The sequence below is a fragment of the Nocardia goodfellowii genome, assembly GCF_017875645.1.
Taxonomy (GTDB): domain Bacteria; phylum Actinomycetota; class Actinomycetes; order Mycobacteriales; family Mycobacteriaceae; genus Nocardia; species Nocardia goodfellowii.
On the sequence record NZ_JAGGMR010000001.1, the window covers coordinates 6,435,621 to 6,456,649 of the forward strand.

Sequence of the window (21,029 nt, forward strand, 5' to 3'; positions counted from 1 at the left end):
GACTCCGAAGCGGAGCACTGTTCCGAATATACGGAGCGCTGTTCCGCTTTACAAGTGCCGCCGCAGAAAGGAGTGCCGCGTGAGTGAGCCATCGATGCCCGCGAGCCAGGCCAAACGCGCAGATGCCCGGCGCAATGAGAAATCTCTGCTCGACGCCGCCGCCTCGGTCTTCGTCACCGACGGCGTGGACGCGCCGGTGCGCCGCATCGCCGCCGCGGCCGGGGTCGGCATGGGCACGATCTATCGGCACTTCCCTACGCGCGCGGACCTTGTCGCGGCCGTGTACCGCCACCAGATCGACGCCTGCGCCGAGGCCGGTCCGACCCTGCTCGCGACTACCCCATCGCCCTTCGCCGCGCTCCGCCGATGGGTGGACCTGTTCGCGGACTTCTTGGCGACCAAACATGGACTGGCCGCCGCGATGCGCACCGATCCCGAGGGCATCACCGCCCTGCACGCCCTGTTCCTCGACCGCCTCGTCCCAGTTGTCGACGAACTCCTCACCGCCGCCCGGAGCGCGGGCGAGGTCGCCACCGATTTCACCGCCTACCAACTGATGCGCGCCATCGGTGACATCTGCGCGGGCGCCGAGATGACCGATCCGCACTACGACGCCCGCCTCACCATTCGCCTACTGCTCGACGGCTGCGAACAGTAGGACCGCAACTGATCGCGCGTCGTATGCGGCGGACCCGATACTGCACACCCGAGCCCGACAGCCGATCCGTCTTGCTCCGCGAGGAGCCATGCCATGACTGCCGACGGTGGCGTGGGCGAGCGGTCAGCCGTGCTGGGCCTCGCCGTAGGAGGACTGTCCGGTCGGCCCGGACTTGCGACGGGCCCGCTTCCCGCGAGCGATTTCCGTACCCAGGGCGTCGAGCGGGTTGGCCAGTTGATGCAACGGGTCCACGAGGGTGGTGAGCCACACCAGTGCCGCACCGACACCGTCGGGATCGAGGGCGTAGAAGCGACGCGTGCCCTCGGCCCGAACGCGCACCAATCCGGCCTCTCGCAACACCTTGAGATGCTGCGAGACGCCGGGCTGGGAGATCGAGGTACGGTCACGAACCGTTCGCACGATGGCGCTGGCGGGTTGTTCGCCGGTTGCCACGAGTTCGAGGATGGAGCGGCGGATCGGGTCGCCCAAGGCCTCGAAAATATGGGCGGTGTTGGCGCCCATCAGGATTCGTGGCCATCCTCGGGCTCGGCGGTATAGGCGTCGAAGGTCTGCTCGGCCGCCACCCGCGCAGTGGTCGCATCATCGCCATCGGCAATCGCGGCCGCGCCCCAGGCGGTCGCGGCGGCACGAATGAACTCGATGCCCTCGGGCGTGGTGTGCAAGGTGAGCGCCACGGCCGGATCCACCGGTTCTCCGCTCTCGAGATGCATGCCGAGACCCATGAGGGAAAGGTCCCAGCCGACGCCGACCGCTCCGGGCCCGAACCGCGTCCACATCTCGGGGTCGATCGGCGCTTCGTGCATCAGGGTCAACTGCGTGCCGTCCTCGGCCGGGCTGAGGACAACCTCCAGCCAGGAGACCTGATCGCCCATTTCCCAGGTGACCGCAAACCCTTTCGGCGCGTCACAGCGCTCGATCACCCCGTGCGCATTGCCCTCGAGCTGATAACTCCCACCGACTTCGAGCGAACCGCTGATCGGCAGGAACCAACGTGGAATCCGCTCGATATCGGTCAGCGCGTCCCACAGATCGGACTGATCGGTGGGATAACTGCGCTGAGCTACGGCAATCCTGGTCGCCGCGCCGCCGCGCGAGCCGGTGCGCACCTCCCTGGTTACAAGACCGGCCAGAGCCGTGGGATCGGAAAGCAAGGGCATGACATCCTCCTAATATAAGTTTCAACTTATATTAGCGTACCCGCGCAGAGCGCGATGGTTGGCGACCAAGGTCATGAGCGGTGGCGGTGCCTGTGCCTGTGCCGGTGCCGGTGCCGGTGTCGATCGTTGTTCTCATCCGTACATTGCGAGTCGTCGGCCTTGCCCTTTCGGTTGCCGCCGTGCTCGCACTGACCATCCGCACTGCCCTCGCTATCGGTCTGCGCTGCGACCGGGCTGGGCGTACCCGAAGCAGTTACCAGGACGGGCGAAGCGTCGGCAACCGTCGCAAAGACAACAGCGACCAATGCCGCTCCACCGATGGCCACGGCGAGGCCGGTGGGTGGTTTCACTATTCGAGACACGGTTCTCCTCAACGTGGGAAACGATCCGAACGGCGTGATGATTCGATCTCAGTCGGCGACCGCCACTGCCTCCTCGACGCAGACGACAGCCCGGCTTGCGCATCAGCTACTGTACGGCAATCAAGATCGTTTCCGGTGTTACGAGACGCCCTCGAGGTGAAGCGAAATATGCCAAGCACGAGCAGCACACCGGTACAGTCGCGCCACAGCACAACCGCTGCGGTCCACACACCGGACACGCTGCAGGGTGCCCGATTCGGATGGTGGCGAGGAGGTGCCGGTAGCGCGATCACTGTCCGGGACGCACCGGATCAGGCAGCGACAGCGCGCTGGAATCCGTTCACTCGCATCGCCTTTCGGTTCTGCTTCCTGTACTTCGGATTGTATTGTCTGCTCTACCCTCAGTTGCTTACCGATCTTGCGGGATGGCTGGTTTCGGAGTGGCCCTGGTCTCCGGATCCCCCGACCTGGCAGATGCAACTGCTGCAGCCGCTGCTGCAATGGGTGGGATGGCAGGTCTTCGGGATCACCGCCGTTCCACTGGTGACGACCGGCGGCCGCGATCATCTCATCTTTTGGATGCTGCTGTTCTGCATCCTGGTGGTCAGCGTGGCGGGTACCGCGGTGTGGACGCTGCTGGATCGCCGGTCCGAGTATCGGCGGCTGGCGGGCTGGTTCTTCGTGTTCATCCGGCTGTGTGTGGCCGGGTCGATGATGAATTACGGTCTGGCGAAGCTGATTCCGACGCAAATGCCTCCGCCCGCACTGCGCACGCTGATCACGCCGTATGGGGACTTCACTTCGTTGGACGTGCTGTGGTATCAGGTCGGCGTCTCACTGCCCTACGAGGTGTTGCTCGGCGCCGCAGAGGTGCTCGGCGCGATACTGCTTTTCATCCCGCAAACCAGGATCGCGGGTGCGATCCTGGTGATGGTCGACATCGCTCTGGTGTTCGTGATGGACGTCTGCTTCGGCGTGTACGTCCGGACCTTGTCCGGGCACCTGCTGTTGATGTCGCTGTTGTTGCTGGCACCGGAGGCGCGGCGTTTGGTGAACGTTCTCCTTCTGGACCGGCCCGCCGGTATATCTACCGCACCATATCCGTTCCACACCAAGCGATCTCGCCGAATAGCAGCTGGTGCGCAGATACTTCTCGGGATCTGGGTCGGCACCGCGTTCCTCCCCATGAGCATCGACTATTGGCGCGAACAACATCCACCCGAATCGCCGGTCTACGGCATTTGGACGGTCACGGAGTTCACCCGGGACGGAATCGAGGTCCCGCCGTTGACGACCGACCGAACCCGCTGGCGCAAGGTCGTTTTCGACGAGCCCGGCTGGGTCACCTATCAGCGCATGGACGACAGCCTCGTCGACGTACGGTCCACGATCGACATCGCGACCCACCGCATCGAACTATCCGGCCCGAGCGACACCGAGCCGAAACCACTGGCACTCTTCACCTTTGAGCACGAAAGCGACGACCGCCTGCGCTTGACCGGCTCCTTGAACGGCCACCCGGTATCGATCACCCTCGACCGAGTCGACCTGAGCCAGTTCCCGCTCCGCAATTACCAGTTCCAGTGGGTGGAGCCTGAGAACTCCTGACCTGGTTCACCTATTCACACCACCCCTGACGGATCGGAGTGGCTCCGGGTTTGTCGGTCCCTGCTGCGATGCTGACCTCACCAAGAATCGCGAGGGAGGCCGAAGGTGAGCGTGAACGCACCGGACGCGCCGTTGGACCTGTTCTCCATCGAAGTCGCGGTGGCCCCGCTGTTGACCGGGTTCACCGCGCTGCTGGCCGGCCACCAGAATCTGGCACCGCGCGCGCGAAAGGCTTACCTGGAGCGGGTGACTCACTTCCTGGGTTGGATTCGTGAGACCGGCGGCTTCGCCGACGCCTTGCACTCCGCCCGCGGCCGAGACCGCGCCGTGGACGCCTATCTCGGTGCGGCCGTCGCGGATCGGGGCGTGGCCGGGCGCACGGTCAATTTCAGCCTGACCGCGCTGAACATCTTCTACGAATGGCTCGGCCTGGGCGAGTTGCCGATGCCGCGGGTGCTGGTCGACCCGGTCAACCCCCACACCCTGGAGCTGGCCGAGCAGCGCGCGGTGCTACGCGCGGCCGCCGCCCGCGGGCCCCGCGCCTACGCCCTGGTCGTGCTCGGCTTCGACGTCGGGCCCCGCAAATCCGAACTCGTCGACCTGGACCTGGCCGGGGTAGACCTCGCGAAATGGCCTGGGCAGCTGACGATTCCGGAAACCACCGGCGGATCCCGCACCGTCCCGCTGGGACCGGGCGCACGCACCGCACTGGTCGCCTGGCTCCCCGAACGCCGCCGACTCCTGCGCGGCCACGAACAACGCGCCCTGTTCATCACCGAACAGGCCCCACCGCGACGACTCGCCCAGCGCACCCTCGACGACGCGATCCGCGCCATCGGCCACGACGCCGGCGTCGACCTGTCCCCCGGCCTGCTGCGCGCCACCGCCGAACAGCGAATGCTGCGTGAAGGACTGGCCCCCGAATTGGTCGCCACGCGGCTGGGCCGCCGAAGCTCGGATCCGGATCGGGCCAGCGCCCTGCTCAGGGAGACGCCGCATCGACGTACCCGGGTGCCGCTGACCGACAGTGCGCAGCTCGACCTATTCGGCGACATCGCCGAGGCGTGAGACGCCGACAGAATCCGCCCGCCCCGGGTACGGGGCGGGCGCTGCCACATCGTGACGCCCATCCAGTGGCCGTCAAACCTCTGCATACCCAGCCGTAGTGAAGCGACACCTCGTCTGCTGGCTGATCTACTGACGCGGCCGGACGACGACCGCCGCGCGTCGATACCAGAAATTGGCGTTGTTTCCTTCGTTGCCCATATACCCCTCCAACTCCGAGGCGAAAGGCTCCAGCGCCGATGTTGTCCCGCCCGTGCACAACTCCTCGTCCCGGACCCGCGCCGTATCGGGCTTACCGCCAGTTCCTGACCGATCGATCAACCACGTCATCGTGAGGTCGGACCAGCGCAGCTCGCCGAGCTCGTCCGAGCGCGGGTCCAATGGAAGGTCGGAGCGCACCGGAAGGCTCGCGGGATCATCGGGCACCGGATCGACCATCTCGCCCTCGTCATCGAAGTCCATCTCGGAACTTTCGACGCATTTCCACCCGTCCGCAACGCGTTCCCAGCGCTGTCGATAGATCAGCATCGAGGTGGTGTAATCCTCTTCCTCGTAGCACTCCTCGGCCTCCGCCAGCGCCAGCGATGTGTCGTATCCCGCGATGTCGGCCGCCGCGAGCAGCATCCCGGTACGGCCCGCGTCGCTGCCTTTGAGCCGGTCCCAGCCGAAGCCGTTCTGAGAATATTGATGGTCCATCAAGTAGACGAGTTGACGGGGTGGCCGTGGCGCCGACTTGGGAAAGGAATCCGCCGCGGCTTCGATCGGTGTGGTGAAATGCGCGCGCAACTGCTCAGCCAACAGCGGGACCGACGGCTGCCGGGCGAAATCGGTGGTGTCCGGTCCGGTACGTCCCTTCGCCATCAGGTTGTAGGTCAACGCGATTCGGTATCCGTCGGTCACCGGCAGCACTTCATGCTCACAGTCGCTGTAGAAGGCGACGAAGGACAACCGCTCCGGCGCACCTCTGTCGATGACGCGCACCCCCTGCTGATCGATCACGAGTTCCCCGCCGGTGAACGCTGACGGCAGCGTCACCACCAACGTGCCGATCATGCCCTCGGCCTTCTCCGAATCCTGGTGGCGCTGAAAGAATTGCCCCGGCTCATACACCAGCATCGAATGCAGCTCCGCGGACAACTCGCAGTCCGGAGCCAGGCCCAGGTCAGCCCGCACGCTGTCCAGCAGGGGCAGCAATGTCTCCTGCCACCGCCCCTCCTCGATCGCTACCCGCTCGCGCGGAACCTCCCAGGTGTCACGAACATTCGCGTCGAGCAGGGTCTGCTCGCGCAGGCCATACCGCGCCGGACGCGCGACCTCGCATAGTCGCCGTGCCTGACTGGGCGGCACCGGCAAGTCGAGTCGCCCCACTCCCTCCACCGCAATCACCAGGTTCTCCGGCGACCCGGTGTGCTGCACGGCGAATGAACCCGCCGACCGCACCGAACCCAGGAGCTCCCCGATCGCCCGTAAAGTGCTGTCCGTCATCACATCTCCCTCGTTGAACAACGTTCGCGTGCATCCTCTCGAGACGCACCGACAGTCCTGCGGGGGGAGAGCGTGAGCCGGTGGTGGAGCAGGTCTCAACCGTTGATCCCCCAGCGCAGCACACGATCCGGGTCGATCGCCTGGCGAATGTATTGCAATCGGGGGAAGTTCGGTCCGAAACAGCGCTGCACCGTGTCGGTGGGTTCGACGTGGTTGAGATACCCGCCGGCGGAGTAGGGCGACAATGCCTGGTTGGCGCTGGTAATCCAGCGATATGCCTCGTCGAACCCGCCGGTAGTCATGACTGCCCACTCCAGGGCGGCCGCGTGCGCACGCCATGGGAAAGCGCTGGCGCCGGGCATGACCTCCCTGATGGCCCCGTCGATCGGTTCCACCATCACCTGGCCTGGCGCATTGGCGCGGGATCGCGCGGCGATGACATCGACGATGGCGTTGACAACCATGGGAGAAAGGCCCGCGACGACGTCGGAGCCGGCGATCCTGGTCGTTCCGGCCTCCGGCTTATCCAGGTTGACGTCATCTACTGCCGCCAAGTGCTCGAGTGCGGTCCGGTGGTCCTCCTTCGTCGGCGCCGTAGCGACCGCTGTGGTCAAGTCACGGACGACTCCGCCGCCGGCCCCGGCAGGGCAAACGATCAGCACATCGCATCGAGGGCCGTCCGGCGTCGCTACGACGTCCACGCGGGCATAGACGGCGCGGTCGGCGACCGGCATCCACTGCGCCCAGCCTTCGAGCACGCGGCGAGCCGCCTGGTCCCCGGGGAAGGTCAAACGGATTACGTCTTTCGCTATCGCCGGGATCGGGCGGAAAGTCAGGGAGGTAACGATGCCGGTAGCACCGCCGGCACCGCGCAAAGCCCAGAAGAGGTCCGGCGTGGTCGCGTCTACCCGGACCAGTTCGCCGTTGGGCAGCACGAGTTCGGCTGCGACCAGCCGGTCGCAGGTCATACCGTAGCGGCGCGAGTCGACTCCGAGGCCACCGCCGACCGTGAGACCGGCCAGACCTACGCTGGAGCAGGTCCCGACCGGGAGGCTGAGTCCGGACGGCACCAACTCTTTCAGCGCCGCAAGGCCCGTCAGTCCAGCCCCGAACGTGACGTGGTCGGCGTCGAAACCGACCTTATCGAGCTTCCGTACGTCGATCACCAGCGCGCCGGTGGCCGCGGACGCGCCGACGAAGGAGTGGCCGCCCGCCCTGACAGCCAACGGAAGCCCATGGCCTCGTGCGAAAGTTACGGCCGCTTGGACATCCCCGGTTTCGGCCGCACGGACCACACCGAGCGGCGCGTTGTCATCGAACCTCGGATCGACCAGTGCTTTCACCGCACCGTAGTCCGGTTCACCTCGCAGCACGAGCGCGCCGCGCAATTGTCCGCGCAGCCTCGCCCACTCGGCAGGGCCGACCGCCGCGGCGGCGGTCCGGGTGCTCACAGCCCCGGCTGCGGCGACGGCCGCGATCCCACTCGCCCCCCGGATCAACGAACGCCGCGAGAACCCGGATGCGCCGGGCAACGCGCCGTCAGGACTGGGCATGGCGGTCACACTGGCCCTTATCGAGCCCTGCGGCGAAGATCAAGGGTGAGCGCGAGATACACATCGATGCAGCAGTCAAAACTTGTCCTTTCATCGGGACGATATCGAGACCAGGAGCCGGTAAGGCGACAGGAGTGACGGCCGACCGCCGACTTCGGCAGAGATAATTCGGTGCGGCGTTCACCCGGGATGGCCTGCGGGCCCGGCTATTCGATTGCCGGTCCCATCTTCCGTTCGGACGGCACCGAAGACTACAAGGGTGTCCGGCGCGGGCGCGACCGGCCCACGGGTCGAACGAAGGCGGGGAGGTTGTCGATGAATGTGAGCGGACCGTGCTGTGCCGCAGTATTTCCAGCGCTGACTTGCACAGCGGTGGCGGTGGCCCGCAGCTCCGGCGGTCCCTCGGCGAGATGGTCCCCGATGTCATGAATCTGTAGACCTCATCAGCCGATCGAATACTTCGATGCCTTGAAGATCGTCGGCACGACAATCAGGGATTGGATCGAATACACATGGATTTCGGACGTGACGTGCGGCCTGCCGGAGTAGGTCGCCGGTCATTTCTCGTAGTCGGTGGTTTAGGCGCCGCGATGGCCTCCGCGGGCTTGGCCGGGGAAGCCCCCGCGCGCGCGGAAGAACGCGCCGGCAGCGAAAAGTTGACGATTGAAGTCGGACCGGCCCGCGGGACCGGTTCTACCGCCAAAGCCGCTTTCAATTCGGCACTGAGCGCGCTGGGAGTCAGCGGCGCCAACCTGATCAGGCTGTCCTCGGTGATTCCGCCGCACGCCAGCGTGCAACGAGTGGCACGCGTCGACAAGCAGATCCCGTGGGGTGACAAACTCTACTGCGTATACGCGGTCGAGTACGCGTCCGATCCCGGCAGCCGAGCCGCCGCCGGTGTCGGCTGGGTGCTGCGCGACGATGATTCCGGCGCTGGGTTTTTCGTAGAACACGTCGCCGAGACCGCCGAGGCCGTCGAGGAGCTGATCCGTTCCAGCCTCAGGGACATGGTGCACGGGCGACCGGAACGGTTCGGCCCCGTCCAACTCTGCACCAGCGAGGTTCGTTCGGACGGAACTCCCACCTGCGCACTGGTATTGGCCGCGTACGACTCCGCTTCGTGGCAGCACGGCGGCGAATAGCTTTCGCCGCCGCCGATTGCGCGATGTAACCCCGCACCCGGTCAGCCAACTGCTCGAACAGCCGAGTCGGTCAGCATGCGGGTAAGAGGAAGGCTGATCGTTCGAATTCGCGGTTGAGCACCGCGCGGACGAACGCCGTGTACTCGAGCTGATCGAAAGAAAGCCTGGCCATGCCCGTTGCGGCGCTGCCTGTCGGCGAGGCGCTGAATTCGTAACAGCCATCGGGCTTTCGGGTGATGGTCAAGGCGCCACGAACCGGCTGGCCCGATCGAATCGCCTGTTGGAGGACGTCGAACTGGGTGTGGTCGAGAACCAGGCATTGCTCTGGCGGGACACGTTGTGCCGCGGGGTCGCCGGGGACGGCGAGTTTGTCATCCCAGAGGAGGGTGCGGTGGTTGTCGCGATAGACCATGACGCACGCCTGCTGTGGAGAACTGGCGGTCGCTTTGCGGAACTGGGCGGCGGTCGGTGTCGGCAACAACATGGTGGATCCTTTCGAACTGCGCTGCCGGCGACGGTGCCGGCAGCACGGGTGCGCGCTACGGAAGGCTTCCGATAGCGGCGAAATTGCAGGGCCGGGCGTAGTCGTCGAGATCGACGGGCTGGTCCGGTTGCCAGTCGGTGGCATAGGTGATGCCCGGGTCGGCGATCGTCCATCCGTCGAAGAAGGTCTCGAATTGCTGACGGGTGCGCAGAGTGACCGGGGTACTGGCATCGGCGAAGATGGCCGCACCGGCGGCCACCTGTGCTTTGATCTCCGGGCCTGCGTCTTCGAGGGACACGTGCGTCATCGCGATATGGCTGCCGGGCGCGAGAGAATCGCGCAAGTGCGCCACGATCGCGGCCGGCTCGCTGGCGTCGGTGATCCACGGCAGGACCGAAACCAGCAGAAGTCCGACGGGTTGGGTGAAGTCGATCAGACGCTGGGTGTCGGGATGGGTGAGGATGCGTTTCGGCTCGCGTAGATCAGCGTCGACCATCGCCGCGGTGTCGGCTACGCCCTGTTCACGTAGCAGGTCCCGGGCGCGGTTGATCGCTTCTTCGTCGTTGTCGACATAGACGACGCGGCTGTCGGGGGCGAGTTCATGAGCAACTTCGTGGGTGTTCCCTCCGGTCGGCAGACCTGATCCGATATCGAGGAACTGACGAATTCCGGCACCGACCATGTAGCGCACGGCGCGGGTGAGGAACCGCCGATTGTGCTGGGCCCACATCGGGTAGAAGGGGATCTCGGCGTAGAGCCGGTGAATGAACGGCAGATCCGATTCGAAGATCACTTCGCCGGTGACCATGTGGTGATAGACACGTGCGGAGCTGGGCTTGTGGGTATCGATCTGGCGGGGCTCGAAGTCACTGTCGGACATCATGTTTCCTATGCGTCGAGGTGGCGCTGGGTCAGCGGTGGAAGGTCGGCCGACTGCGCAGCCCACGGACGATGTGGTCCATGAACTGTCGGGAGTCGTGGGGACTGAGTGCGGTCATCGTCAGTCGATTGAAGATCTTGTCGCGGATCGCGACAGCGGCTTTGTCGTCGATGTAGCGGATCTCGCCCTGGGCTTCGACCACTGCCATCTCGAGATCGCCTGCTGCGCCCGGAGAGGGCACTCTAACCAGGATGTAGCGGTCCTCCATGCCCGCCCCGGGTGCTTGGTGGGTGAAGGGCATGACCTGAATCTGGATGTTGGGGCGTTTGGACAGCTCGAGCAGGTGGGTGATCTGGTCGAGCATCACCGCGTCTCCGCCGTAGGTGCGGCGGAGGCACGACTCGGACAGAATCGCGTGGAACTCGGGCGCTCCCCGCTCCAGAAGTACTCGCTGCCTTGCGATTCGCGCTTGCACGTAGTCGTCGACCGTGACCGCGTCCGGATCGTCGGGATCGGGTTCCAGGGGTTCATGCAGCGCACGGACGTAGCTCTCGTGCTGGAGCAGGCCGGGAACTATCTCGGCGCCGGTCTCGCGTAGTCGATCCGCCACATTCTCGAGGTCGACGAGCAGTCGCAGTTCCTCGATATAAGCGCGACGGTAACCGGAGTTCCAGAAGCCGCGGCGGTGGCTGTCCTCGCGTAGATCGAGCAGGATTCCGATGTAGCCGTCGTCGGTGACACCGAGCTTTCTGACCAGCTCGTCGAGCGCCTGCGCGCTCAGGTTGCCTGTGCCCGCGATCACCGCCGCGATGCGCGACTGGCTGACCCCGATCATCTTGCCCGCGTCGGCCTGGGTGGTGCGGGCCCGGCGCAGGATCGCGTCAATCTCTCTCCCCAGCAGCACTTTTCGTGCGGTTCGTGCCATGGTCACCACCGTATCGGGCTGCCGCGCGGCGGATGCCACCTGTTTCGCAATCCTGATTATCAGGTTAAATTATCAACCACGATTATTCGTCGAACAAGCCGCAGGGTGAGTCCACACCGTGACCTGCCTTGCGGCGCAAAAAGAGTGGGCCCTCATGGACGTCACCGACCCGGAAACCGTGCACGGCGCTCCCGACGCGGGAGCCGCGCAGAGCTGGGGACAGCGGCTGCGGAGCTACCGGCGTACGCAATTAGGGCTCAGCCGTGGGGATTTCGCCGAGCTGATCAACGATCGAGCTCGCCGAGACCACCTCAATGTCGCGTGTTCGGAACGACACGTCGCGCGCTGGGAACTCGGCGAGGTCCGCCGGCCGAGCAAGACATATCGCGCGTTGCTCACCGCGGTCGGCGCACCAGTTCCGGAGGCCGAAGTGCCATCCTCGAACTCGAATGTCAGGCCGGCTCGCGACGTGGTGTCATGGTCCGCCGAATCCCCCGGAACCGGTAGCGCACACGACACGGGTGCGACTCTGCTGGAAGCCCTCGCCACCGCCGTCGTCGGCTCCCCTGACAGCCTGACACCCTGGCTGCCATCCCTGCACGGACCCGAGATGGCATGCGACACAGATGTACTCGATCCCGATGCCGTGTGCCGCGCCACGGCGAGATTGCGAGAACTCGACCAGCGGCACGGTGGCGGCGCGGTCGTCCGCACAGCTGTTGCCCTGCTGAAATCGACGACGGCGCTGCTGACCCTGCACCGTGGGCACGCCCTCGCACACTCACTACTGATCGCCGGCGCCGACTTGGCTCGCTTGACCGGATGGGCGTACCACGACATCGGTGATCAACATCGCGCCCGCCAATACGCCATGATGGCACTGGTTTTCGCGCGCCGGGCCGGGGCGGACAGCCTCGTCGCGTCGACGCTCTACGTCCTGGGGCGGATCAGCCTGCTCGAACGTGACCCGCGCGTCGCACTGCGCATGTTCCAACTCGGCCAGCTGCCTGCCCAAGATGCCGCCGGCGGCGCGGAATCCGCGCGGCTGTACGCCAATGAGGCGTGGGCGCACGCCATGATGGGCGACGCCGGCCGGATGCGGACCGCGCTCGCACGCGCCGAAGAAGAGATCGCCCGAGTCGGAGATCTCATCGATCCGTGGACCCGGGTGTTCTTCACCCCCGGCGAGTTCGCCGGGATGCAGTCGGTGATCTACAACGAGTACGCCCGGACCGCCGCCGGACGGACCGCCGAGCACTACACTTTCGCTGCCGTCGACGCCGCTCGAACCTCTTTGGCGACGTCCGCCGGAGAACGACCGGCACGCAGCATTCTGTTCGACAACATCACCATCGCGACAGGCGCTTTCCGCCTCGGCCACATCGACGATGCGATGTCATTCGCGACGACCTCCCTGGAGATGACCAGCCGGGTCGACAGCGGACGAGTCGGTGACCGGCTGCGGCAGCTGGTGCACTCCGCGACCCTCGCGTCCGCACGCTCCGATGTTCGGGACATGTGCAATGCGATCCGCCGAGCGGCCCGCTCTACCCGGCACACGCCGAGCACCGAACACCGGCTCGCGACCGCATAGCGATTCGGACAGAGGTCCAGTAGATGTCGTCCACCGACAACGCTCAACTTTCATCTGTCCTGTCGAATGTCATTGTGGCACAGTCGTTTTCGCGATTTACTCAAGATATGACTCTCTCCACCCCGAGTAGTGGCCGCCATCACTCGGGCAGGCCTCGACTCGCCGCATGTGGGTAATGGACGTCGTGCGGCAGACCGGCGCCTCCCCCACCAACCCCGAGGTCCGCACTCTGGACGGAGTGCGGAATCGGACCGCGGCGGGACTGCTGGAAGCGCGCCAACTACTCCTCGCCGCCGCCGGGAACCTACAAGGCGATTCCCCGCTGATCGCATGGGCACGCGAACTGGCGGATCTGCACTCGACATTGATCACCGCGGCGGTGTCGCACACCCGCCGCCCGGCCGACTTCGATGCCACCGCCACCCTCGGCCTGATCAACGCCGTCATCGGATCGATCGACGAATGGTCGGCCTGCCATCTGCCGCGCCCCACCCACGGCCGCCGCCACACCCACTCCCTCGGCGAGGTCATCAGCCACGTAGCCGGCACCTACGCCCATGTTCAGTGGACACTCCGCCACGCCGACAGCGCCGAACAGCAGCACCATGCCACCCTGCGCTTCGCCCAGGTCCAGGAAGGCTATGCCGACCTGGTCGACGAGATCCGAGCACTGCGCGTCGTACTGCCCCTGGGTCAGCGGTTGCCTTTCCCACCCCCTCCGGATACGTCGGCACCGTAGCGGTTCCTTTCGTTGATCACCGGGCGCGCGGAGGCTGTGGGCCCACTGACCGATGCACTTCGGCGGCAGGATCCTGCGATCGCACGTCCCAGGACGACCGGGTCGAGCTCGCTCAGCTGGGGCCCGCCCAGGCGCGGGCCGTCATGCCTTCCTGCCATGACAACCACAGGACTACGCGGGCGCGCCGGAGCCTGAGAACTCGCGCGGGGGCGGGCGGCCAGTACCAACCCTCACTATTTCTTTACGATTCGACAAAGCTGCCGCACAGCTACGGGTTCAGAGGCTGGAGCAGCGCGGTAACCGCTCCCTAACTCTTATTGTTCACCCTTAATACACCCTGCGTTAACCTTGGTTGCGCACTCTGTACGAGGTCACAACAGACCCGAAGTTGGTAAGTGCGGGAGTAATCCAAACCACATTCGGAAATCCACCGGAAGAAATACTGATCCGGTTCGGTTGATGGAACGAGCAACCGCTCGCGATCCTCATTCCGATTGCTCCCGCCGTTGTGACCGAGAGTTCCGCGCCACGCCGCGGCTGAGGGTGCGCCTAGGAGCGCCGGCCCGAGTCAATGTCCGGGGACAAGGTTCCCCACACAACCAAACCTCACAACAGCACAGCTCTGCGGCGAGCCGCTGGATGGCGGCCTGCCATGGATCCGCGCTGCTGCGCAGACGGACCGAACCCCGACCCCGAACAAGGAAATCGACTACACAATGAACTTTTCCTCTCTCCGACGATCGAACCTCCGCGACGGCGTGACCTTCGCAGTGGCCGCCGCGGCTCTCGCTGCCGTCGCCGCAACGTCCGCGGTAGGGACAGCAGACGGTGGCGCCCCCGCGCATGCGGCCGCGAGTTCCGCCGACAAGCCCGCGCAGACCGCCGCCGCTTCGGTGCACGCCCCTTCGGGCGACCTCGACGGCTGGATCCGCGAAGCCCTCGACGTCATGAAGGCCAACAACATCCCCGGCAGCTACGAGAGCATCCGAAAGAACATCATCCGGGAATCGGCCGGCAAGCCGGACGCGATCAACCAGTGGGACTCCAACGCCGCACTGGGCATCCCGTCCAAGGGCCTGCTCCAGGTGATCGACCCCACCTTCCAGGCCTACCACGTGCCCGGCACCCCGCACGATGTCTGGGACCCGGTCGCCAACATCGCCGCCGCGTGCAACTACGCCGCGCACCGGTACGGCTCGATGGACAACGTCAACTCCGCATACTGACCCCGTTCAAGCAGTACGCCGGTCCGAACCGCTCGGCTGCGCACCGAGAGCGCCTCGGTCGACCCGCACCGCTCGATCGAGGGTCACCGCGGGCGCGGAACGGACATCGCCGTTCTGCATGATGAACTCGACTCTGCCGAGGGCGTCGATATCGGTGAACGGGTCGCCGTCGACGGCGATCAAATCAGCGGTCGCGCCCACGGCGATCCGGCCCAGGTCGGGCCGCCGCAGCAACTCGGCGGCGACGGTGGTGGCGGCACGCAGCGCGCGCAACGGTGTGATACCGACGTCGATCATCGTGCGGAACTCCCGCCAATTGTCGGCGTGGGGAAACATGCCCGCATCTGTGCCGAACGCCAGTTTCACGTCGCTGTCCGCCAAGCGTTGTGCCGACTCCCGGAGGCGACCCGCGTACTCGCGGTATTTCGCGCGGGAGGCGGGAGCTTTGGCGGCCCAGAATTCGTCATCGTCGAGGTTGTCGAGGTGATAGCGCTGGGGGTACAGCGTGGGCACCAGGTAGACGTCGTGATCGGCCACGTAGGTGAGGGTCTCGGCGTCGACGAGGCAGGCGTGCTCGATACTGCGCACGCCCGCCTGGACCGCCCGGCGCACCGCCTTGTCGCTGAACGCGTGCGCGGCGCAAGGCAAGCCGAGATCATCGGCGGCCTCGACGATGGCGGTCATTTCGGCCAGGGTGAACGCGACTTGGTCGGGAGTGTCCTGCGGTGACCCGAAGCCACCGCTGGCGGCGAATTTGATCCAGTCGGCACCGGCCCGATGTTGTTCTCGGACACGGTTTCTCAGTTGGTCGGCGGTCGCCGCGAGCACGCCGACGGCGACGCCGTACCGTTGGGTGAGTTTGGGCATCTTGTCGGCGTGCCCGCCCGGTGCGGAGAGGATGCTCGGCGCGACGATCAACCGCGGCCCCTCGATCGTCCCCTGCTCCACCGCGGTCCGGAGCGCGACATTGATGGTGTCACCGACGCAGCCCAGATCCCGGACCGTGGTGAATCCCGCCTCGAGCAGAGCGCGCAGCGCGGGTAATGCTTGCAGCGTTTGCAAGGCGATGGTTTCGGTGTCGTATTCCTCATCGACGACATGCACGTGGCAATCGATCAGCCCTGGTAGGAGCGTGCGCGGTCCCAGCTGGACGACTTCACCGGGCGCGTCGCCATCCGAGTGATACCGGCCTGAGTCGACAGCGGTGATCTTCCCGTCCTCGACGGTGACAGCGACCGGTCCCGAGAGCGTCGACTGGACGCCGTCCCAGTGCTGGTCGGCGAAAACGGTGACTCGATGGGTTCCAGTCATGGTTGTCCTTGATGTCGGAAGCAGCCCGATCCGGGTCGGCCTCAGAGTAAGAAGACGAGGGTGGCAACGATTTTGCTGACGCGCCCGTTGATGTCCCCGACCGCGGCGGCGCCGATGCAATCGGTGCGCACCTCGGTGCCCTCGATCGAATAGCGGTCCTGGCCGTCGCGGTACTCGGCGGCGCCGTCGTAGCCCTCGACGCCCAGTTCGGCGGCCATCGCGGTCAGCGCCATCTCCACGCTCTTGCGCCGTGCCTGATCCTCGGTTTTGCCGATCGAGTCCTGCTCGTGAACCTCTGCGACGCAACCTATTCCACCTTGCACGGGGGTGGCGATGCCGACCGCGGTGGCGATGCGCTGCCCGGGCTGATCGGTTTCGGCCAGCGCCTGGATGGCGAAGAGGATCTGCCCCTCGTGGATCAGTTCCAAACCGGCTGTCCGAGAGAGTAATTGGCAGCCGGGCGGCACTCGGCTCGACACCTGGACTCGATTGACCCGTCCCAGCCCGGCGGCCATGTACATCAGATCGTGAGCTTGCAACTCCCGCTCGTGCATTCCGACAGCGCTGGTAAAGAACATATGGCTGGGCACGAGCGACCGCCCCAGCGCGAGTTCGGTGGCCATTGTTGTCTCCCTTCAGAGGATTTGGTAGTCGTCGTGGTCGAAGCCGGGTGACACGACGCAGGCGATAAGGGTCTCGGACGGTGACAGCGGTTCGGCGGCCATCCAGATCCCGCCCCTGATCAGAATGTGCAGCCGCTCCCCCGCATCGAGTTCAGGTCCGAGGGTGTGGGTGTCGGGGGCGACGGCAGGGCTGTCTCCGTCACCGCCGGTCAGAAAGCGCAACGAGCCGCCGCGCTGCCAGAACCAGAGTTCGTCGGAGCGGACGCGGTGCCAACGCGAGCGATCTCCCGGCCCCAGGACGTAGTGCAGCGCGGTCGCGCTCGCCCGTTCCCCTGGATAGCCCTCGGGTGCGACGGTCACCGAGGAAGACCAAATCGATTGGGCCCAGCCGCCTTCGGGATGCGGTACCAGATCCAGCGTTTCCGCCAGCGCCGGCCGCGCCATGATCTCGGTGAACCGCCCGGACAGATCCTGATAGAGGAACCGGACCCGCGGCGTGATGCCGGATTGCTTCTCCACCACCACGACAGGCTCGCCGACATCCGTGAGAACCTTGTTGGCGTATTCCAGGGCCTCGCCGTCGTGGGCGACGGAGTGGCCTTCGGCCGGGCCGTCGTTCCCCTGGCTCGCTCGCCAGGCGTGATAGGTCATCATGGTCAGCATCGGGTCTCCTTCCCATCGGTGGACGCGAGCGAGCGCTGGAATTCCTGGTCGGTCTCGTGGCTGAGCTGCTCGGTGTAGCGCCGTTGCTCGGCGGTGGCATGGTCGATACGAATTCCCATGGCAGCCAACTTCTCTCGGGCAATCGCGGCCTGCGTCTCCGGCGGGAGGTCGTAGACTCGCGGCTCCATCCGGTCGGCATGGCGAACCAATTCCTCGATCCCGGCGGCTTGCGCGGCGAAGCTGAGGTCCATCAGCTCGGGCGGATGCCCGGCCGCGGCCGAGGTGTTTACCGGTCCACCCTCGGACAGCACGTAGCGGCGGCGGCCGCGCTCGTCGCGAAATTCGGTAACCATCGGCAGCATGTCGCGCTCGGCGACCGACATCGCGCGCAGCGACTGGATATCGATTTCCGCTGCGCTGTGCCCGGCATTGGCCAGGATCACCCCGTCCCGCATGGCCGCCAGATCGGCGGCGGTGATCACCTTGATCGTGCCGGTGGCGGTGATGAAGACGTCGCCCGTCTCGGCAGCCTCGGCCATCGGGAGCACCCGGTAGCCGGTCAGCGCCGCGGTGAGCGCTCGGATCGGATCGACCTCGGTCACAACGACTTCCGCGCCGAGTCCGCGCGCCCGCTCGGCGACGCCACGGCCGACGTGACCATAACCGACCACCACTACGCGCCGTCCCGGGAAGGCGAGGTTCACCGTGCGCAGCAGTGCGTCCACCGTGCTCTGGCCGGTGCCGAGCCGATTGTCGAAGATCTGCTTGATGGGGCTGCCGTCGACGGCCATCACCGGAAAACGCAACCGCCCGCGGGCGGCCAGGCTGCGCACTCGCAGCACTCCGGTCAGCGTGTGCACCGACGCCGCACGCACGCCCGGGATGACATCGGCATGGTGCGCGTACAGCAATCCCAGCAACGCGTCGGCCTCGTCGACGATCAGGTGCGGGCGCTGTGCCAGCGCGTCCGCGAGCTGATCCGCCGCCTCGTCGGGCTCGGTCGCGGTGAGCACCCGGATGCCCTCGCGGCGGCTCAGCCAATCCACCACGTCGTCATCGGTGGAGGCCGGATTCGACCCGCACACAGTGACTTCCGCGCCCGCCTCGATCAGAGCGAGCAGCAACGGCACGGACGTGGCGATCAGGTGCAGGCTGGCCGCCACCCGCCAGCCCTCCATCCGGTGCTCCGCGGCGAACCGCCGCCGGAAGCCGGCCACAACCGGCATTCGTTCCTGAGCCCAGGCCACCTTGGCCGCGGCCCGGTTCTCCGTGGTCGTCATCGAAATCTCCTTTCACCGATCGGAGGCGCTCGCCGGCCAGGCTGTCGGGACGACCTCGGTATCCGCGGGCAGCAGTGCGATATTCAGTTCTTCGAGCAGCGCCAGAAATCCGCGGGCGAACGGGGAATGCGTAGTCGCGGCCCGCACCGTCGACCACTCGATCTGCTCGCGCAGTGGCCGCGAAAGCCGCAGCAGCGGACCGAAATCGCAATGCTGTTCGCTCAGTGACAAGAGTTTGAGAATTGCCAGGTCTGTCGCGGTGAGCACCGGCATCATGACCGATTCCACCAGCATCGGCTCCGCTCGCTCGATCAGCTCGCCCACCACCGGAATTCCCGCCGGGCGGAACAGGAAATCGACCATGCAGCCCGGTGCGCCCGACTCGTCGTCGAACGCTTTGATGAGCCAGTCCTCGGGCGGTCGCACCACCCGCAGCCCTGCTCCCCGCAACGTCGATTCCAGTGCGGGAAGCGAAGATTCGAGCACCACGAAGTCGACGTCGTGCGGTTCCGACCAGCCGCCGCGAGCGTAGGCGGCCAAACTCCCGGCCAGCGCGAAGTCGAGCTCTTCGGCTTTGAGCAGACCGGCTACTCGTTTCATGGTGTCCAACAGCGGACCGGCGTATGTCACCGGCACCTCCTCAACGGGCGAGAGCTCATCCGGACTCTCGCGCTGCTTTCCGGGAACGGGTTGTCTTGCCAGGGTTGAAATGTGTTGTCACCTCCCCGCTGTCTGTTCGGCGAGGAGGTCGACCACGTCTTCGAGTCGGCCACGACGCCGGAAGGCCGCGCGCTGGCGGTCGGCGCCGGTACCGTCACGCCGCACCGATCGGAGGATTTCCAGGACCATGTCCGCGCCGTCGGCGGCCTCCAGCGCCGGACGGATGTGGGTTATCAATTCGGCGGCGCCACCCACCCGGCCCGGCATCCCGCCCGCCCCGGCGATCGCGGTGATCGCGCCGAGGCCATAGCGCGCGGCGTGCCAGCACGCGGCGCGCAGCACTTGATCGTTGACCGGGGGTGACGCGGCGCCGGAACGTATTTCGGTCAGCGCGGTGGACACCAGTGCGCGCACCAGCGCCGCCAGCACCACCGCCTCGTCGACGGTGGGCGTCACATCGGCGACTCGGACCTCCACCGTCGGCAGATGGCGAGAAGGTCGCGCGTACCAATAGACCATCGCGCCGTCGAGGATCGCGCCGGTGTGCTGGAGCTCCGCTACGACGTCTTCATACTCCTGGTAGGAGCCCAAAAACGGCGGCGGGCCAGAAGCAGGCCACCTGGCCCACAACGGGGTTCGCCAACTGTGATAGCCGGTGTCGCGCCCCTCCCAGAAGGGCGAGTTCGCCGAGATCGCGAGTAGGGCGGGCAACCACGGCCGCAAATGATTCACCACCTGCACCGCCTCCTCACGGTCGGCGACCCCGACGTGGACATGACACGCGCAGGTGCACTGTTGATCGACCAGCGGCCCGAACCGGTCCGCGATCCGGTGATAGCGCGGCTTGTCCAGGATCGGCGGCGGCCCGCCGACACCGAGCACGGCCGTCCCGCTGGCGATCAAACGACACCCGCTCGCCTCCGCCGCGTCTGCCATCTCCCGCCGCAACCGCACAAGCTCGCTACGCAAAGCGGCCAAATCCGAACACACCCGACTGGCGCTCTCCACCTGAGTCTGCGCCATTTCCAGCTCGACCGCCCCACCCCCTTGCCGCGCTCCGTTCCCGACCCGCCGCAACACGGTCGCCGCGCGGCGGACGACCTGACGACTGTCCGCATCGGTGAGAACGAATTCTTCCTCGACACCTATGGTCAGGTCCACCGGCCTACCGCCTATCGAAACATTGCGCGCCGGTGCCAAACGCCGCGAACCCAAATACACCGGCGAATATAAATCTTCACATTCGATTTTGAATAACCTCGTCCAGAGGTACCGCGACCGAAATTAACGGCGGCACCGACAGACACCGGACAATTAGAACGCACAGTCGGACATTCCTGCGTGCAAGAAAGCCGGAAGGCACTCCATAACCGCTGTCAGGCAATCCGAGATGCGAACCTTTGTACTTAACTATCTTAATCTCCGAGATCACATACCGCAATAGTTCTGTCGTGAATTAGGTTGCGCTGTATCGTAATTCGGCTTACGCAGTGACGCGTGAGGTTTGGTTCGCATGGCCCGATAGCGTCGGTCGGTTTGGTCGACAGGTCTAGAACAAACCTCCGAGTTGGTTACTGCGCATGGTTCCAGGTA

At 65.8% G+C, this 21,029-nt stretch carries 20 protein-coding genes; 7 read left to right on the plus strand and 13 right to left on the minus strand.

The window, feature by feature from the left end:
* Positions 1 to 94 precede the first annotated feature (94 nt).
* Positions 95 to 658 carry a TetR/AcrR family transcriptional regulator gene (locus BJ987_RS29760; RefSeq protein WP_209899289.1) on the plus strand — a complete coding sequence of 188 codons (564 nt, stop codon included), beginning with the start codon at positions 95 to 97 and terminating at the stop codon, positions 656 to 658.
* 123 nt (positions 659 to 781) lie between these two features.
* On the opposite strand, the gene BJ987_RS29765 is transcribed toward BJ987_RS29760, so the two are convergent.
* Both BJ987_RS29765 and BJ987_RS29770 read right to left on the minus strand, forming a co-directional pair.
* Complete coding sequence (locus BJ987_RS29765; protein WP_209896398.1) at positions 782 to 1,180, minus strand: ArsR/SmtB family transcription factor; 399 nt, start codon at positions 1,178 to 1,180, stop codon at positions 782 to 784.
* Complete coding sequence (locus BJ987_RS29770) at positions 1,180 to 1,836, minus strand: SRPBCC family protein (RefSeq protein WP_209896400.1); 657 nt, start codon at positions 1,834 to 1,836, stop codon at positions 1,180 to 1,182. The genes BJ987_RS29765 and BJ987_RS29770 overlap by 1 nt, the downstream gene beginning before the upstream one ends.
* 836 nt (positions 1,837 to 2,672) lie before the next feature.
* On the opposite strand from BJ987_RS29770, the gene BJ987_RS29775 reads away from it, so the two are divergent.
* Both BJ987_RS29775 and BJ987_RS38125 read left to right on the plus strand, forming a co-directional pair.
* Entirely contained in the window at positions 2,673 to 3,806 is a 1,134-nt protein-coding gene (locus BJ987_RS29775; protein WP_245366185.1) for a DoxX family protein, read from the plus strand.
* Between the two features lie 105 nt (positions 3,807 to 3,911).
* Positions 3,912 to 4,874, plus strand: coding sequence for a tyrosine-type recombinase/integrase (locus BJ987_RS38125; RefSeq protein ID WP_209896402.1), 963 nt, complete (start codon positions 3,912 to 3,914; stop codon positions 4,872 to 4,874).
* A 126-nt stretch (positions 4,875 to 5,000) separates the two neighbouring features.
* Here the strand turns inward: BJ987_RS38125 and BJ987_RS29785 are convergent, their stop codons facing one another.
* Positions 5,001 to 6,356: a 2OG-Fe(II) oxygenase gene (locus tag BJ987_RS29785; RefSeq protein ID WP_209896403.1), complete on the minus strand. Its 1,356-nt coding sequence runs from the start codon at positions 6,354 to 6,356 to the stop codon at positions 5,001 to 5,003.
* A 95-nt stretch (positions 6,357 to 6,451) separates the two neighbouring features.
* The gene (locus tag BJ987_RS29790) at positions 6,452 to 7,909 is read right to left on the minus strand and encodes an FAD-binding oxidoreductase (RefSeq protein WP_209896404.1); all 1,458 of its coding nucleotides are present in this window, start codon (positions 7,907 to 7,909) and stop codon (positions 6,452 to 6,454) included.
* A 590-nt stretch (positions 7,910 to 8,499) separates the two neighbouring features.
* Between BJ987_RS29790 and BJ987_RS29795 the strand changes: the two genes are divergently transcribed.
* Positions 8,500 to 9,051, plus strand: a complete 552-nt coding sequence (locus tag BJ987_RS29795; protein WP_245366186.1) for a pyruvoyl-dependent arginine decarboxylase — start codon at positions 8,500 to 8,502, stop codon at positions 9,049 to 9,051.
* A gap of 70 nt (positions 9,052 to 9,121) precedes the next feature.
* On the opposite strand, the gene BJ987_RS29800 is transcribed toward BJ987_RS29795, so the two are convergent.
* The 3 genes from BJ987_RS29800 to BJ987_RS29810 all read right to left on the minus strand — a co-directional run bounded on the left by BJ987_RS29800 (position 9,122) and on the right by BJ987_RS29810 (position 11,340).
* A complete protein-coding gene (locus BJ987_RS29800) occupies positions 9,122 to 9,529 on the minus strand; it encodes a hypothetical protein (RefSeq protein ID WP_209896405.1) in 408 nt (135 codons plus the stop codon).
* A 61-nt stretch (positions 9,530 to 9,590) separates the two neighbouring features.
* Positions 9,591 to 10,415, minus strand: a complete 825-nt coding sequence (locus BJ987_RS29805) for an SAM-dependent methyltransferase (RefSeq protein WP_209896406.1) — start codon at positions 10,413 to 10,415, stop codon at positions 9,591 to 9,593.
* Positions 10,416 to 10,446: 31 nt separating this feature from the next.
* On the minus strand, positions 10,447 to 11,340 hold the full coding sequence (locus BJ987_RS29810) for a helix-turn-helix domain-containing protein (protein ID WP_245366187.1): 894 nt from the start codon (positions 11,338 to 11,340) through the stop codon (positions 10,447 to 10,449).
* 154 nt (positions 11,341 to 11,494) lie between these two features.
* Between BJ987_RS29810 and BJ987_RS29815 the strand changes: the two genes are divergently transcribed.
* The 3 genes from BJ987_RS29815 (at position 11,495) to BJ987_RS29825 (ending at position 14,899) form a co-directional block, all read left to right on the plus strand.
* Positions 11,495 to 12,934, plus strand: coding sequence for an NsdA family TPR-like regulatory protein (locus BJ987_RS29815; protein WP_209896407.1), 1,440 nt, complete (start codon positions 11,495 to 11,497; stop codon positions 12,932 to 12,934).
* Between the two features lie 166 nt (positions 12,935 to 13,100).
* Positions 13,101 to 13,673: a hypothetical protein gene (locus tag BJ987_RS29820; RefSeq protein WP_209896408.1), complete on the plus strand. Its 573-nt coding sequence runs from the start codon at positions 13,101 to 13,103 to the stop codon at positions 13,671 to 13,673.
* A 758-nt stretch (positions 13,674 to 14,431) separates the two neighbouring features.
* Positions 14,432 to 14,899 (plus strand): transglycosylase SLT domain-containing protein, encoded by a 468-nt coding sequence (locus BJ987_RS29825; RefSeq protein ID WP_372446901.1) that lies wholly within the window; start codon positions 14,432 to 14,434, stop codon positions 14,897 to 14,899.
* 6 nt (positions 14,900 to 14,905) lie between these two features.
* Here the strand turns inward: BJ987_RS29825 and BJ987_RS29830 are convergent, their stop codons facing one another.
* The 6 genes from BJ987_RS29830 to BJ987_RS29855 form a co-directional block, all read right to left on the minus strand.
* Positions 14,906 to 16,210 carry a metal-dependent hydrolase family protein gene (locus BJ987_RS29830; RefSeq protein WP_209896410.1) on the minus strand — a complete coding sequence of 435 codons (1,305 nt, stop codon included), beginning with the start codon at positions 16,208 to 16,210 and terminating at the stop codon, positions 14,906 to 14,908.
* Positions 16,211 to 16,251: 41 nt separating this feature from the next.
* Positions 16,252 to 16,833, minus strand: a complete 582-nt coding sequence (locus BJ987_RS29835) for a pyruvoyl-dependent arginine decarboxylase (RefSeq protein ID WP_209896411.1) — start codon at positions 16,831 to 16,833, stop codon at positions 16,252 to 16,254.
* A 12-nt stretch (positions 16,834 to 16,845) separates the two neighbouring features.
* On the minus strand, positions 16,846 to 17,496 hold the full coding sequence (locus BJ987_RS29840) for a cupin domain-containing protein (protein WP_245366189.1): 651 nt from the start codon (positions 17,494 to 17,496) through the stop codon (positions 16,846 to 16,848).
* Complete coding sequence (locus BJ987_RS29845; RefSeq protein WP_209896412.1) at positions 17,490 to 18,776, minus strand: adenosylhomocysteinase; 1,287 nt, start codon at positions 18,774 to 18,776, stop codon at positions 17,490 to 17,492. The genes BJ987_RS29840 and BJ987_RS29845 overlap by 7 nt, the downstream gene beginning before the upstream one ends.
* 12 nt (positions 18,777 to 18,788) lie before the next feature.
* Complete coding sequence (locus BJ987_RS29850; protein WP_209896413.1) at positions 18,789 to 19,406, minus strand: hypothetical protein; 618 nt, start codon at positions 19,404 to 19,406, stop codon at positions 18,789 to 18,791.
* An 87-nt stretch (positions 19,407 to 19,493) separates the two neighbouring features.
* Positions 19,494 to 20,597, minus strand: a complete 1,104-nt coding sequence (locus BJ987_RS29855) for a carboxylate-amine ligase (RefSeq protein WP_209896414.1) — start codon at positions 20,595 to 20,597, stop codon at positions 19,494 to 19,496.
* Positions 20,598 to 21,029 lie beyond the last annotated feature (432 nt).

What these genes read in the sequence shown, in the direction of transcription:
- BJ987_RS29760 (WP_209899289.1), top strand. Translation starts at nt 95, where the DNA reads ATGCCCGCGAGCCAGGCCAAACGCGCAGATGCCCGGCGCAATGAGAAA.
- BJ987_RS29765 (WP_209896398.1), bottom strand. Translation starts at nt 1,180, where the DNA reads ATGGGCGCCAACACCGCCCATATTTTCGAGGCCTTGGGCGACCCGATC.
- BJ987_RS29770 (WP_209896400.1), bottom strand. Translation starts at nt 1,836, where the DNA reads ATGCCCTTGCTTTCCGATCCCACGGCTCTGGCCGGTCTTGTAACCAGG.
- BJ987_RS29775 (WP_245366185.1), top strand. Translation starts at nt 2,673, where the DNA reads ATGCAACTGCTGCAGCCGCTGCTGCAATGGGTGGGATGGCAGGTCTTC.
- BJ987_RS29785 (WP_209896403.1), bottom strand. Translation starts at nt 6,356, where the DNA reads ATGACGGACAGCACTTTACGGGCGATCGGGGAGCTCCTGGGTTCGGTG.
- BJ987_RS29790 (WP_209896404.1), bottom strand. Translation starts at nt 7,909, where the DNA reads ATGCCCAGTCCTGACGGCGCGTTGCCCGGCGCATCCGGGTTCTCGCGG.
- BJ987_RS29795 (WP_245366186.1), top strand. Translation starts at nt 8,500, where the DNA reads ATGGCCTCCGCGGGCTTGGCCGGGGAAGCCCCCGCGCGCGCGGAAGAA.
- BJ987_RS29805 (WP_209896406.1), bottom strand. Translation starts at nt 10,415, where the DNA reads ATGTCCGACAGTGACTTCGAGCCCCGCCAGATCGATACCCACAAGCCC.
- BJ987_RS29810 (WP_245366187.1), bottom strand. Translation starts at nt 11,340, where the DNA reads ATGGCACGAACCGCACGAAAAGTGCTGCTGGGGAGAGAGATTGACGCG.
- BJ987_RS29815 (WP_209896407.1), top strand. Translation starts at nt 11,495, where the DNA reads ATGGACGTCACCGACCCGGAAACCGTGCACGGCGCTCCCGACGCGGGA.
- BJ987_RS29820 (WP_209896408.1), top strand. Translation starts at nt 13,101, where the DNA reads ATGTGGGTAATGGACGTCGTGCGGCAGACCGGCGCCTCCCCCACCAAC.
- BJ987_RS29830 (WP_209896410.1), bottom strand. Translation starts at nt 16,210, where the DNA reads ATGACTGGAACCCATCGAGTCACCGTTTTCGCCGACCAGCACTGGGAC.
- BJ987_RS29835 (WP_209896411.1), bottom strand. Translation starts at nt 16,833, where the DNA reads ATGGCCACCGAACTCGCGCTGGGGCGGTCGCTCGTGCCCAGCCATATG.
- BJ987_RS29840 (WP_245366189.1), bottom strand. Translation starts at nt 17,496, where the DNA reads ATGCTGACCATGATGACCTATCACGCCTGGCGAGCGAGCCAGGGGAAC.
- BJ987_RS29845 (WP_209896412.1), bottom strand. Translation starts at nt 18,776, where the DNA reads ATGACGACCACGGAGAACCGGGCCGCGGCCAAGGTGGCCTGGGCTCAG.